Origin of the sequence: Undibacterium sp. Di26W, from assembly GCF_049340265.1 — a bacterium.
Taxonomy (GTDB): Bacteria; Pseudomonadota; Gammaproteobacteria; order Burkholderiales; family Burkholderiaceae_D; genus Undibacterium.
Map to the genome: position 1 here is coordinate 34,334 of NZ_JBMPOR010000001.1, position 13,811 is coordinate 48,144.

13 protein-coding genes are annotated in these 13,811 nt (G+C 50.3%); 7 read left to right on the plus strand and 6 right to left on the minus strand.

What is annotated here, in order from left to right; all coding sequences use genetic code 11:
* Positions 1-88 precede the first annotated feature (88 nt).
* Both ACO0LM_RS00160 and ACO0LM_RS00165 read left to right on the plus strand, forming a co-directional pair.
* Positions 89-412, plus strand: coding sequence for a c-type cytochrome (locus tag ACO0LM_RS00160; protein ID WP_423033160.1), 324 nt, complete (start codon positions 89-91; stop codon positions 410-412).
* 15 nt (positions 413-427) lie between these two features.
* Positions 428-781, plus strand: coding sequence for a c-type cytochrome (locus tag ACO0LM_RS00165; protein WP_423033162.1), 354 nt, complete (start codon positions 428-430; stop codon positions 779-781).
* Between the two features lie 202 nt (positions 782-983).
* Here the strand turns inward: ACO0LM_RS00165 and ACO0LM_RS00170 are convergent, their stop codons facing one another.
* The gene (locus ACO0LM_RS00170; protein ID WP_423033164.1) at positions 984-1,238 is read right to left on the minus strand and encodes a hypothetical protein; all 255 of its coding nucleotides are present in this window, start codon (positions 1,236-1,238) and stop codon (positions 984-986) included.
* Between the two features lie 343 nt (positions 1,239-1,581).
* A complete protein-coding gene (locus ACO0LM_RS00175) occupies positions 1,582-2,715 on the minus strand; it encodes a JmjC domain-containing protein (protein ID WP_423033166.1) in 1,134 nt (377 codons plus the stop codon).
* A 78-nt stretch (positions 2,716-2,793) separates the two neighbouring features.
* Here ACO0LM_RS00175 and ACO0LM_RS00180 point away from each other — a divergent pair, with 78 nt between their 5' ends.
* Entirely contained in the window at positions 2,794-3,354 is a 561-nt protein-coding gene (locus ACO0LM_RS00180) for an FKBP-type peptidyl-prolyl cis-trans isomerase (RefSeq protein WP_423033169.1), read from the plus strand.
* A gap of 89 nt (positions 3,355-3,443) precedes the next feature.
* Here the strand turns inward: ACO0LM_RS00180 and mutS are convergent, their stop codons facing one another.
* The 3 genes from mutS to ACO0LM_RS00195 form a co-directional block, all read right to left on the minus strand.
* Entirely contained in the window at positions 3,444-6,080 is a 2,637-nt protein-coding gene (gene mutS / locus ACO0LM_RS00185) for a DNA mismatch repair protein MutS (RefSeq protein ID WP_423033171.1), read from the minus strand.
* Positions 6,081-6,381: 301 nt separating this feature from the next.
* Entirely contained in the window at positions 6,382-7,731 is a 1,350-nt protein-coding gene (locus tag ACO0LM_RS00190; protein ID WP_423033173.1) for a DEAD/DEAH box helicase, read from the minus strand.
* Between the two features lie 93 nt (positions 7,732-7,824).
* The gene (locus tag ACO0LM_RS00195) at positions 7,825-8,616 is read right to left on the minus strand and encodes an inositol monophosphatase family protein (RefSeq protein WP_422982526.1); all 792 of its coding nucleotides are present in this window, start codon (positions 8,614-8,616) and stop codon (positions 7,825-7,827) included.
* A gap of 169 nt (positions 8,617-8,785) precedes the next feature.
* On the opposite strand from ACO0LM_RS00195, the gene ACO0LM_RS00200 reads away from it, so the two are divergent.
* From ACO0LM_RS00200 to ACO0LM_RS00210, 3 genes are all read left to right on the plus strand, one after another.
* Positions 8,786-9,544, plus strand: coding sequence for an RNA methyltransferase (locus tag ACO0LM_RS00200; RefSeq protein ID WP_423033175.1), 759 nt, complete (start codon positions 8,786-8,788; stop codon positions 9,542-9,544).
* A gap of 507 nt (positions 9,545-10,051) precedes the next feature.
* On the plus strand, positions 10,052-11,839 hold the full coding sequence (locus ACO0LM_RS00205; RefSeq protein ID WP_423033177.1) for a type IV pilus assembly protein FimV: 1,788 nt from the start codon (positions 10,052-10,054) through the stop codon (positions 11,837-11,839).
* A 128-nt stretch (positions 11,840-11,967) separates the two neighbouring features.
* Positions 11,968-12,615, plus strand: a complete 648-nt coding sequence (locus ACO0LM_RS00210) for a glutathione S-transferase (RefSeq protein ID WP_423033179.1) — start codon at positions 11,968-11,970, stop codon at positions 12,613-12,615.
* Positions 12,616-12,715: 100 nt separating this feature from the next.
* Here ACO0LM_RS00210 and ACO0LM_RS00215 read toward each other — a convergent pair whose 3' ends face one another.
* The gene (locus ACO0LM_RS00215; protein WP_423033181.1) at positions 12,716-13,516 is read right to left on the minus strand and encodes a PP2C family protein-serine/threonine phosphatase; all 801 of its coding nucleotides are present in this window, start codon (positions 13,514-13,516) and stop codon (positions 12,716-12,718) included.
* An 84-nt stretch (positions 13,517-13,600) separates the two neighbouring features.
* Between ACO0LM_RS00215 and ACO0LM_RS00220 the strand changes: the two genes are divergently transcribed.
* Entirely contained in the window at positions 13,601-13,801 is a 201-nt protein-coding gene (locus tag ACO0LM_RS00220; RefSeq protein ID WP_186945196.1) for a YdcH family protein, read from the plus strand.
* The last annotated feature ends 10 nt before the right edge of the window (positions 13,802-13,811 follow it).

Sequence of the window (13,811 nt, forward strand, 5' to 3'; positions counted from 1 at the left end):
CGCAAATCTGGTCGTAATCGGCTAAAATGCTGAGTTATATCAAAACACTGTATTTATTGATCTGCCAGCTAAATTAATAATCGCTACTATGAAAAAATTGTTTGCACTCCTCGCCATGGCGAGTCTCGCTCAAGCTGCTGCGGCAGCAGATCCGGTTGGCAATGCTAAAGATGCTGCCGACAAAAAAATCGCTATGTGTATAGGTTGCCACGGCATTCCAGGTTACAAGGCTACCTTCCCGGAAGTGTATCAAGTGCCCATGATCGGTGGCCAATCCGCCAAGTACATTGAAAATGCCTTGAAAGCCTATCAAAAAGGTGATCGCAAGCATCCTAGCATGCGTGGTATTGCTGGCAGCCTGTCCGAACAGGACATCGCTGATCTGGCAGCTTACTATTCCCAACAAAAATAAAAACAGGAGCGAACCATGAAGAAATCTATTGTGTTGGCAACGCTGTTGTCTATGGCATCTTTCGCAGCACTGGCAGGTGGCAATATTGAAGCCGGCAAAGCTGCGGTTATAAAATTCGACTGTGCTTCTTGCCACGGCGTCAATTTCAGTAACCCGAAAGATCCATCTTATCCAAAACTGGCTGGGCAGCATGTTGATTACCTGGCGCAAGCCCTGAAATCTTACAAGCGTGGTGGCGATGTGGCGAGTGCCAATGGCCGTAGCAATGCGACCATGGGCCCGAAGGCAAAAGAATTGTCGAATGATGACATTCAAAACATTGCGGCCTATCTGCATAGCCTGCCTGGCGAGTTGGTATTGAAGAAATAAGTAATCCATTTAAAAAAAGCCACGACTTGTCGTGGCTTTTTTTGTATCTTTCACTTCTTTCACTTTTTTCCAGCGCTGCGTTTCCTTTGCTATGGCATGCTGCTGATATCAGCATGCGTGCCACCAGAAAATGCGACCGACAGGTTTGTAAAAGACGAAAAAAAACCGACCCAAGGGCCGGTTTTTCTTAAGTAATTAAAAATTACTTGGATGCAGATGCGGAAGCTGCTGCTGGAGCAGATGCTGCTGCGGAAGCTGCTGGCGCTGCGCCAGAAGCTGCTGCTGCATCAGATGCTGCTGCTGGAGCTGGAGCTGCTGCTGGGGCTTCTGCTGGAGCAGATGCTGGAGCTGGCGCTGTTACGGAAGCTGCTGCAGAAGCAGATGCTGCCTCTTCTTTTTTGCCGCAAGCAGCCAAAGCGATTGCCAACAGGGAAACGAGCAAGAGTGATTTTTTCATGTTTGTACTTTCAATAAATAGATCAAAAAAGAAGATCAAAACGTTGCGATGAATAATTACCGGTAATTATCGCTCTATAGGTTAATTCGCGAGCTTCTCGCCAAAACGACATTCGGCCCCTACGAAAGTTTCCTAACCCGGAATTATAATGATATTTCCATTGTTGGAATAGGCATAGATGCATTTTTGCACTCAAATCTGTCATTATTTATAGGTTAGAGGGCAATTTTAGTCGTGGTTTCCAACTTTTACTTGAAAATAAGCCTTCAAAAGACGAAAATTTTTTTTCAAATTTTAATTTGAATGCTGCGCTGCGACATGTATTTTCGTTGTTTTTCGGCAATTAACGGATTTCTAGCCAGCCATCTTCGTACCATAAGCAAAATGCTTCCAGCACGTCGGCGGAGATATTTGTGATATCGCTACCATCGAGTTCCCTTTGGTTCGCCAGCTGCGTCAGGCACATCTTGTCTTCCCTGCCAACAGCAAAGGATTCGCCGTTGATGAAGACATGTTTGCCTTTGTATAACATCTGGGATTTGCGCGACAGCTTCAAGCCATTCTTGATGGCAGATTGCTGGAAGCGCTTGGGCGGCAATGGTTTCTCTGGTCCGTTAAAGAAGACGCTGGGCTTGGGCTCGGTCAGGTGTTCACCCAGGAAGATCAGGATGTCATCATCAGTGAAGCGTATCTTGGCGATTTCGGCCGAGATATCGTTCAGCATTTCTGTACTGATTTCAGCCGGTTTGGCGCTGGATTTCAAGTCAGGGTCGGCATAGCGTCCTGGCAAGTCTATGGATTCAGACATGAAATGCAAGAAAGATTCGCCCAGTTCCTGGTAAGACGGAGCACGGAAACCGATGGAGTAAGTCATGCATTCGCCGACTGCCACGCCATCATGCGCATAGTTGGGCGGCAGGTACAGCATATCGCCGGGTTCCAGCACAAACTCTTGCTCAGCCTTGAAGTTGCGCAAAATTTTCAAAGGCATGCCTTCTATCAGAGTTAAATCCTTTTGTGCGCCGATGCGCCATTTTCGTTGACCATATGCCTGCAGCAGGAAGACGTCATAAGAATCGAAATGCGGTCCGACGCCGCCGCCATCCACCGCATAGCTGATCATCAGGTCATCCAGCCTGCTATCGGGAATAAAGCGGAATTGCCTCAGCAGGGCGTCTGCCGCATCATTGTGCAGGTTGACGCCTTGTAGCAGCAGAGTCCAGTCTTTCTTTTCCTTGACTGGTATGTGCTGATGTGGGCCGGACTGCATTTCCCAATGTTTGCCAAAAAAGCTGATCAGGCGGGATTCAACGTCGTCGCGACCTGCCATGTCAAACAAATCGGTCTTGGCCAGCAAAGGCTGAAAGCCGGAAATGGCCTGACGGATCAGCAAAGGTTTCTTGTGCCAGTATTCACTGAGAAACTCTTCGGCTGAGATGCCGCCAAGCAAGGGGAGGGATGAGGTGATTTTTTTCATGCCCGCATTATAGGCCGAGGCAAAGCACTCGACTAGACGGGTATAATCCGGAAGCAGATAAATTTTTAAGGAATTGCTATGAAGATAGGCAAAAATTCAGTTGTTACCGCGCGCTACACCTTGAAAGACGCACAAGACAATCTGATTGAAGACGGGCAAGAGCCTATGGTGTACTTGCATGGCGGGTACGATCAGGTCTTTCCCAAGATAGAAGAAGCCCTGGAAGGCAAGGAAAAAGGCTTTAGTGCCACGATACAGCTCAATCCTGAAGATGCCTTTGGTGATTATGATGCCGCCTTGGTCAAGGTTGAGCCGCGCGAGCGTTTCCCTTCTCCACTTGAAGTTGGTATGCAGTTCGAAGGTATGCCAGAAGAATCCGGAGAGTCTTCAGATTCTGAAGATGACGACGCCCATATTTTTACCATCACCGATATCGCTGAAGATAAAGTGGTGCTCGATGGTAATCACCCTCTGGCTGGCATTGCCTTGCGTTTCAGCCTGACCGTCGACGATGTGCGCGAAGCGTCGGAAGAAGAAATCGCTCATGGCCATGTACATGGTGCCCATGGCCATCATCATGACGATGATGAAGACGACGATGGCGCGGACGGCGAATATCGCAGCCACCAGTTGCACTAGTGTTAAATGAAAATGCCGTTGAATACAACGGCATTTTCAATTTTGCATTCAGTTGGACATAACTGGATGCAGCTGGATACAACCGGATATCAGTTTTTACCTAGCAGGCCCTTCAATTCATACAGCGCTGCCAGAGCTTCCCTGGGCGTCATGCTATCTGGTTCCATGGAATCCAGGGTTTCCAGCAATTCGGTATTGGCAGGAGTGTTATCGACGGGATCGGGCTCGGGTTTCGGTGCTGCCACCGCTGATGAAAACAAATCAAACTGCGAGGTCGATTGCAGTGACTGTGCTTCCAGGTCAGCCAGGTGTTTGCGTGCCGATCTGATGACGGCTTGCGGTATGCCCGCCAACTGCGCCACCTGCAAGCCATAGCTTTGCGAAGCTGGCCCGGCCTGCACCGCATGCAAGAAAACGATATTTTCCTTATGCTCCACCGCTGACAAATGCACGTTTTCGGCTGATGGATGCACCTCGGGCAATTGCGTCAGTTCAAAATAATGCGTGGCAAACAGGGTATAGCTTTGGGATACCTGGATAAGGTGTTTGGCAATGGCCCAGGCCAGCGCCAGTCCATCGAAAGTGGAGGTGCCACGGCCTACCTCATCCATCAAGACCAGGGAATGTTCGCTGGCACCATTCAATATTGCTGCAGATTCTGTCATTTCCACCATGAAGGTAGAACGTCCGCCGGCCAGATCATCTGCCGCACCGATACGGGTAAAGATGCGGTCTATGGGGCCTATGCTGGCTTCTGTGGCCGGTACATAGCTACCGACGTAGGCCAGCAGGGTAATCAAGGCTACCTGGCGCATGAAGGTCGATTTACCACCCATGTTGGGGCCGGTGATCAGTAATAATTTGCGCTCGGCAGAAAAATCGCAATCATTGGCGATAAAGCGTTCGATCTGGTTTTCCACCACAGGGTGACGGCCCTGGGCAATATGCAATACCGGCTCGCCAAGCAGTTGTGGGGCACACCAGTTATTCTTGGTCGCATGTTCGGCCAGACTGACCAGGGTATCTAGCTGGGCAATTGCATTTGCAATTTTTTGCAAGGCAGGAACTTGCGGCAACAAGTCTTGCAGCAAGCGTTCGTACAGCATCTTCTCCCGCACCAGCGCCCGTTCCTGGGCTGACAGGGCCTTGTCTTCAAATGCTTTCAATTCTGGCGTGATGTAACGCTCGGCATTTTTCAGGGTCTGGCGCCGGCGGTAGTTGTCGGGGACTTTATCGCTCTGTCCATTGGTTACTTCAATATAAAATCCGTGGACGCGGTTGTATTCGACACGCAGATTGGCAATGCCGGTCCGTTCACGTTCCGATGCTTCGAGTTCGATCAGAAATTGCCCGGCATTTTCGGACAATGCCCGCAATTCATCCAGCTCGGCATCAAAGCCGGTGGCAATCACGCCACCATCACGCACCATGGTGGCCGGTTGCAGCATCAGGCCGCGCTCCAGCAAATCCAGGCATTCTGTTGGTGTATCCAGGTCAGCCAGCACTTTGGTCAGCAGGCCGGTCTGGTTATCGGCGATGCACAGGCTGACGTAGTTGCGCAGGCCAGGCAAATGTTGCATACCGTCGCGCAGCGCAGACAAATCACGCGGGCGCGCCGACTGCAGGGCAATGCGGGTGGTGATACGCTCAATATCCGGAATCGATTTCAGGGTGGTTGCCAGACCATCGGTAGAATCTGCCTGTATCAGCGCCTTGATGGCGTCATGGCGGGCCCTTGCCACTGACTGGTCACGGCGCGCATGATGCAGCCAGTGGCGCAACAGGCGCGAGCCCATCGCGGTACGGCAATGATCCAGCAAAGAAAACAGCGTCGGTGATTCTTGCCCGCGCAAGGTTTCAGTCAATTCCAGATTGCGTCGGGTGGCGGTGTCCAGGCCGATGAATTCATGCTCGGTCTCGACATTCAGGGTATTTACATGCTTCAGGCCGCGCCCTTGCGTGCTTTCCGCATAGCGCAGCAAGGCTCCGGCGGCACCCAGGGCGGCATTCAGGTTTTCTACCCCAAAACCTGTCAATGATGCCGTGCCGAGTTGATCCTGCAAGGCTTTTTGCCCTTGTTTGACATCAAAATGCCAGTCGGGTAGTTCAGAGAATTTGCCCGGTAGCTGGCTATAGTGTTCATCCAGCAAAAGCGTGCCGCCAGACAGCAAGACTTCAGCTGGGCTGATGCGCTCCAGCTCTTGCTGCAGGCGCTGTGGCAGCGATTTTTCATCGGTGGACACTTCCATCAGCTTCAAGGCACCGCTCGCCAGTGACAGCCATGCCAGGCCTATGCTGACGGTTTTTCTTTGTTGGAGCATGCACAGCGACAGCAAAGGACGGTCAGACTTCTCTGGCAACAGATCGGTATCAGTCAGCGTGCCGGGCGTGATGACACGCATCACCTTGCGTTCCACTGGCCCCTTGCTGGTGGCCGGGTCGCCTATCTGCTCACAAATAGCGGCAGATTCGCCAATCTTGACCAGCTTGGCCAGGTAGGGTTCCAGCGAGTGAAAAGGCACACCCGCCATCTTGATCGGTTCGCCGCCAGAACTACCACGCTGGGTCAGGGTAATACCCAGCAAACGCGACACTTTTTCAGCATCACCGTAAAACAGTTCGTAAAAATCACCCATGCGATAAAACACCAGCGTGTCCGGATAATCTGCCTTGATGCGCAGATACTGGGTCATCATCGGTGTGTGCTGAATTTCTTTTGTGCTCATAAAGCCTTGATTTTATTAATGTATTTTCTATTGCCTTGGATGCGGCGATGGCCTGTCCAGGTCTTGTGCAGCGTCAACGGCGGGCCTGCTATTTTTCGTATTTTTTGCCAGGCCAGTCGTTAATTTTGGTGCGCACCTTATCATAGACGATTGCTGTGGTCTACGGGGGTACTCTGCGGGATTGCCTGTGTACGAAGGGTAAGCGCATGAAATACCCTGGCATATTGTCGCAAAAAACAAGAAAAAAGCCAGCTACGCAAGTAGGCTGGCTTTGTTATTGCTGCAGGCTGGCAGGATTGTATTAGCCGTTACCGCGACTGCCCGACCTGCGTGGTGCAGATTGCTTGACTACCGGGCGGGGGCCGGCTGGGCGTGGTTTTGACTGCGCCGCGCCAGGTGTTGCTGGTTTGCCTTGTGGACGTTGTCCACGGCCTGATGGTTGTGCTCTGCCGCCTCTGTGATCCTGGCTGCGCAACTGTATGGGCTGGGCTTTGGCGTGTGGATCAGGGATGAAACCATCAATGATTTCTTGCGGTATCTGGCGCTTGATGAGTTTTTCTATGTCGGCCAGCAACTTGAATTCATCCACGCACACCAGGGATACGGCTTCGCCAGTGGCACCAGCGCGACCGGTACGGCCTATGCGATGTACATAGTCTTCTGGCACGTTGGGCAAGTCATAATTGACTACGTGTGGCAGTTGGTCAATGTCGATGCCGCGTGCAGCGATGTCGGTCGCTACCAGCACTGTCAGGCTGGCTTCCTTGAATTCGGCCAGGGCCTTGGTGCGTGCAGACTGGCTCTTGTTGCCGTGTATGGCCATGGCAGCGATGCCATCTTTAATCAACTGTTCCACCAGTTTATTGGCACCGTGCTTGGTACGGGTAAATACCAGAACTTGTGACCATTGATGGGTCTTGATCAGGTGGGCCAGCAAAGGGTGCTTCTTGTCGCGGTCAACCGGATGCACTTTCTGGGCAATCACTTCCACCGTGGAATTGCGGCGCGCCACTTCTATCATGGCCGGGTTGTCAAGCAGACGGTCGGCCAGTGTCTTGATCTCATCCGAGAAAGTGGCAGAGAACAGCAGATTCTGACGTTTGGCAGGCAAGATCGCCAGCACTTTCTTGATGTCGTGGATAAAGCCCATGTCCAGCATGCGGTCGGCTTCGTCCAGTACCAGGATTTCAATATGGCGCAGGTCTATCGTGCCTTGCTGATGGTGATCCAGCAGGCGTCCAGGCGTGGCCACCAGGATATCGACACCCTGTTTCAGCAATTTGATTTGCGGGTTGATGCCGACGCCGCCAAAAATGACGCCAGAATTCAGCGGTACATATTTGCCATAGGTGTTGACGCTTTCTTCTACCTGGGCAGCCAGTTCACGCGTCGGTGTCAGCACCAGGGCGCGGATAGGGCGCCTGCTGGTTTTGTCCTTGGGTGCATTGGGTGAAGTGGAAAGACGCTGCAATATCGGCAGGGTGAAACCTGCGGTTTTGCCGGTGCCGGTTTGCGCGCCGGCCAGCAGATCACCACCCTTGATGACAGCCGGAATAGCCTGTTGCTGAATCGGGGTTGGCGAGGTATAGCCTTGTTCGGTGACTGCGCGAACAATGTTCTCGGATAAGCCGAGTTCGTTGAATGATGCCATGTGGTTTGACTGTGTTTCTAAGTGGCCGGACCGATATCCATCAGTCCGGCATGTGGGGCAGTGGGGCGCTCCAATTTTTCGGAGCGTGAGAAATTACTTGATCGCTGAAAACGGTTGCATTGCATTGACCATTTGTGCAAATACCTTGGGTGTACCGGCCAGTACATCACCTTTGTGCAGGTAATCGGAATCGCCAGAGAAGTTGCCGACGATGCCGCCAGCTTCAGTAATCAGCAATGCACCTGCGGCGATATCCCAGGGGGCCAGGCCTTTTTCAAAAAAACCATCCAGGCGACCGCTTGCGACATAGGCCAGATCAAGTGCTGCGGAACCTGGTCTTCTCAGACCCTGGCATCTGCTGGTCATGACCTTGAACATGGCCAGATATTCGTCCAGACCAGACAAGTCACGGGAAGGAAAGCCGGTACCGATCAGTGCGTCGGCCAGTTTGTCGCACCGTGTAACGCGTATGCGTTTGTCGTTCAGGAAAGCACCAGCGCCTTTGCTGGCAGTAAACATTTCATTGCGGGTTGGGTCATACACGACAGATTGCGTGATCACGCCACGCTGTTGCAGGGCGATGGAAACGCAATATTGAGGGAAGCCGTGAATGAAGTTGGTGGTGCCATCGAGTGGGTCGATGATCCAGACATTGTCATTTTCGTCGTGCAGATTAGCGGAAGCACCTGATTCCTCGGCCAATACGGCATGATCCGGGTATGCAGTGGTCAACACTTCAATGATGGCGGCTTCGGCAGCCTTGTCGACTTCAGTCACGAAATCATTGAAATGTTTTTCTGTGACTGTGACACGATCAAGGTCAAAAGATGCGCGATTGATAATCGTCGCGCCACGACGAGCGGCTTTAATGGCCGTATTCAGCATTGGGTGCATAAGGTTTCCGATAAAATGACAGCATGCGAATTACTGTCACCCGAAAAGTGAGGTAATTGCAAAGCTACACAAAAATGATAAAGAGCGTGCGTAATTGTCGTCAGTCAGGCAATGATCAGCACAACCGATGGAAAATTAACGCTTGATACCGCTATTTTAAATGAACTTGCCCAAAACTGACACATCTCTTTTTCAACGCCTGCGCTTCATCCTGGTGGAAACCAGCCATCCTGGCAATATAGGCGCTGCTGCGCGGGCAGTTAAAAACATGGGGTTTTCTGAACTGGTTCTGGTCAATCCCCGGTTTGACGATACCTTGCAGCACCCTGAAGCGGTGGCTTTTGCCAGTGGTGCGCAAGACATCCTGGAGCAGGCACGCATTGTCAGCACGATAGAAGAGGCCTTGCAGGGGTGTGAGTACGTGGCCGCAGTCAGTGCCAGGCTGCGCGAGTTTTCGCCGCCTGTGGTCAGCCCGCGCCGCTTTGCAGAAGATATGGTGCAGCGCCAGCCAGCGCAAATGGCTTTGATATTTGGCAACGAGCGCTATGGCCTGCCAAATGAGATCGTAGTGAATTGCCATGTGTTGATCAATATTCCGGCCAATCCCGTGTATTCGTCCCTGAACCTGGCACAGGCCATACAACTGCTGGCCTATGAATGCCGCATGGCATTCGATACGGATGTGCCTGTTGCCAGCAATATCGGTTTTCAGGGGCAGATGGCGTCAGCGGAAGAAATCGATGGCATGTACAGGCATCTTGAGCAAGCTTTGGTCGCTATCGATTTCCTGGATCCTGATAATCCCAAAAAGCTGATGCCCAGATTAAAGCGCATGTTGGCACGCGCCGAACTGGAAGCGGAAGAAGTCAATATTTTGCGTGGCATCGCCAAAAAGATTCTTGATATTAACAAGAAATAAAATCTTTCCTTGTATGTTGCTATAAATTAAATTAGTTTGATAGTACGCAAACAAGAAAGTATCACAGATCATTTGGCAATCAGCTCACATTTAATATGATTTTAATACTTGAAATCAAGCATTAAATGCGATATTAAAACACGCTGCCTTTGTGCCATCACTTCATTTTCACCGAGAAAATATGGAGGTAACTATCTGTTTTTTATGAGTTAAATAATAAGGCTTGTTGCTGCAAATGATAAATATGTTGAAATTCACAGGCATTTTGGTGTGAAACCCATGTTTTCATTTGGTTACGACTTTAAGGATGCTTATAAAGCCAGTAAGATTGCAGATAACATACATTCGGGAATAGCAATTGACTAATTGATTTTCTGAATTAACTGATTCTGAGGTCCTATTATTTTTGTTCCATTCCGTCGATCAACGTTACACCTGTTATGCCTGGGGGCGCTTGCAACTGGGGCAACGGGTAACGCACATGCATTGGGTTTTAGCAACCTGACTGTGCAATCAGGTTTGGGGCAGCCATTACGGGCACAACTCGAAGTTACAGGCAGGGATGCTCCAGAGATTGATCAGTCTTGTTTCAAGGCCAAAGTAGAAACGACGGACGGTGCTTTTCTGGCGCAGGCCGGCGTTACGCTGCTTACCAGAGGCAATGTACGTTTCCTGACACTGGTAACTAGAAAAGAGTTGATGGAACCCGCCGTCAAGATCATGGTGGACATGGGGTGTGAAATCCAGTTGCACCGCGAATTTTTGATCTTGCTTGATCCTCCCTTGTCGGCCTTGCAGCCGGTTCCCAGCCAAAAAGCGCCAACTGCCATTAATCTGCCACAAGCGGCTGTGACAAATACGCCTGTCGATACGGTGGCAGCACCACGACCAGTAAAGCCGAAAGTCAGGAAAGAAAAGCCTCAGCCAGAAATGTCTGAAGTCATACGTCCTGACACTGAAGTCGTCACTGTAAAAAAAAGCCCGGAAAAATCTTCGGTACCCCCATTACCTAAAAATGCCCGCCCGGCCAGGGATCAACTGAAGTTGTCGGACGATGTTGTCATCATTGAGCCAGGCTTGCGTTTGAGTGATAAGCTGACCGTCAATAGCCCGCAATCGAATATAGAAGAACTGCGTGCTGCACAGGCACAGTTTGCTGCCATGCTGCGGGATGAGGTACCAGTCGAGGTTGCGCCTGCCAAGTTGAAATCAGAGCAGCAAAAAATCCTCAGCTTGCAACAAGAAGCGCAACAACTCAAACGCCAAAGCCAGCTGGACAAGGCGGCTCTGGAGGAAACCAGGGAAAGCAGTTTTCCCAAGGAGTGGATCATAGGTTTGTCCATCTTTGCGCTGACTGGCCTGAGCATTATTGCCTTCCTCCTGCTGTACATCAGCCGCATGCATAAACGGTTTACAGCCACCTGGTGGCAGCAGAAAGAGCGTGCACATGAACCGGAGCCAAGGAAAAATATAGAAGAAATCGTGGACAGTATCCAGGCATCCTATGGGCCAACCACAACGGGTTCGATGTACCAGATCGATGATGACGAAGCCGCGGATACCAGCCGCCAGGTTACTATGCCAGCCAAGAAAAATGCGCCTGACAGCAATCTTGGTGAACTGGAAACGCCATCCATATTCAGCAAAGCTTATGTGCCTACACTGGAAGACAGCAATAGCAGCACATTCAATTTCTTTTCCACACGCGGTCAATCCGTCAAGGTGGAAGAGATTTCAGATGTGACGCAGGAAGCCGAATTCTGGATTTCTGTCAATGACCCGCAGCGTGCCATAGAAATATTGGAGCCGCAGGCAGAAATTGATTTGCCAGAATCGCCGGTGCCATGGCTGTATTTGCTGGACTTGTACCGGGTAACCGGAAACAAGGAAAAATACGATATTCTGAGAGACAGGTTTGTCGTGTTTTTCAATGCCAATATTCCAGAATACGAGACTGATCCCGCCCTTGTGCCAGTGCGGCAGTTGGAAGATTTTGAACACCTGACGAATCGTATTTGCCGTTTGTGGGGTAGCAACGATATCCTGCCTTTCCTGGAGAGTCTGCTGGTCGACGACAGGGATGGTAAGCGCATGGGCTTTGAATTGCCTGTGTACCGGGATATCTTGTTACTGATTTCTGTCGCCAACGAGCTGGAAAGAATGGGCTCTGTCGGAGGCAAGCCGAAAGTATGGACGCGTGCAGTCGTGGAGCCTGTGGCTGTCAAAGGGCCGGAAGCAGATTCCAACATCATCAATTTTGAAACCATCGATTTCCGTACCGACAAAGAAAACTGATCTGGTTTTGTGGGAAAATAAGAGTGATCCCGTATTTCAAACGGTCACGATAACAATATGCTGTTAGCCAGCAAGTGCACTGAATGTCACATGCACCGGCAATGGCACCACCTATAAAACGGAGATATATGATTACACTTTGCGGCTTCGCCCTCAGTAATTATTACAACAAGGTCAAACTGGCGTTAATCGAGAAATCGCTTCCTTTTGAAGAGAAGCTGGTATGGACCGGGCGCTCACCAGAACTCTTGATGCATTCACCGCTGGGCAAGATTCCCTATATAGAAACGCCTGAAGGTTCATTGTGTGAATCCCAGGTGATACTCGACTACATAGAAAATCTTTACCCTGAACATCCACTTTTGCCAGCGAACCCTTTTGCCGTCGCCAAGTTACGCGAGCTGATTACTTTCATTGAATTGCACCTGGAATTGCCAGCGCGCGAATTATATACAGAAGCTTTTTTCGGCGGCAAAGTCACTGACGAAGTCAAAGCCAAAGTGGAAAAAAAATTGACGCACACTATCCCGGCATTTGCTAGTTTGGCTAAATTTGATCCTTTTGTCGGTGGCAAGGAATTCACCATGGCCGATTGTGTGGCGGTAGTGCATTTCCCCCTGATTTCCATGGCGACCAAGATTATTTATGGCAGGGATTTCCTGGCGGATTTGCCGACGCGTGATTACGTCAAGATGATGTCTGAGCGACCAAGCGTGCAAAAAGTGAATGCAGACCGCAAGGCGAATCAGGAATTGATGGCCAGCAAGGGTAAGTAATTCAGCCTGAACAAGCCAGCTCGAAAACTAGCGGAGCCGGCAAGAGATGAATTCTTGCCGGCTCCGTAATCTGATGACTGACAGTGAACTTTTAGCAGAATCAGATCGCCCGACGCATTTTTTGCACGGTATATGATTTGACTTCTGTTGGTAGTTCTACCAGCTTGATAATCGCAAACGTGCAATTGTCGCCCCGGCTGTTGGCCCTGTCTCTGGCTTTTCTGATCAAAAACTCGGAAGCCTGACGTGGACTGTTGGCTGCTACGGCAGCAGACAGTTCATGATCATCGAAATAATGCCAGAGGCCATCAGAACATAACAAGAAATTGTCATGCGCTTTTAGTTCATTGTATTCACCAAAGGTGACGTAGGGTGCCGTGGTGCTTGAACCCAGCACATTGATCAGGATATTCGATAAACGATGGGTCTTGGCTTCTTCAGCGGCAATTTTGCCATCATCCACCAGTTTTTCCACATAGGAATGGTCTTTGGTTCTCTCGGTAAAATTGGGGCCGGTAAAGCGATACAGGCGCGAATCACCGACATGTGCCCAGATGGCTTCTTGTTTCGGTGTTATTATAAGAGCAACAAAAGTGCTGTGAGGCTCCTTTTCTGAGGATACGCCCGACAATTTAATGACAGTATGTGCTTCGTTGACTATGTTTTCTAGCAGGCTGCGTACATCGTTTCCCGGGTAAAATTCATCAAAGAGTTGTTTTGCTGTCCGTACTACTTGCTCTGCAGCAAGTGCTCCACCGCTTTTCCCCCCCATACCGTCTGCCACCACGGCCATGACATAGCCGGGTGCATGCGGAGCCGCAAAAAGTGCGGCACGGTCTTGTTGTTCCTGCCGGTCACCGATATGTTGTCCGGTTCCAGCTTCGATCTTATATTGGCTCATACGTCTTGGTAGATTAAACTAACGGGATAAACCCAAAAATGGTCTTTCCTTAATTAAACTTTATTTTACTGCAACCAGAAGACTATGAGCCACCCGGAACAAACACTACAACGCATTATCGAGCTGGAGGTTGAACATAGAGACCTGGATGTGGTAATCGAGACGCTGATCAAGGATCCAAGTCACGATGAACTGCAACTGCGTCGCCTCAAAAAGCGCAAATTACAACTGAAAGACCATATTACACTGCTTAGGATGCAACTGACACCTGATGTCCCTGCATGATTATCCGCTT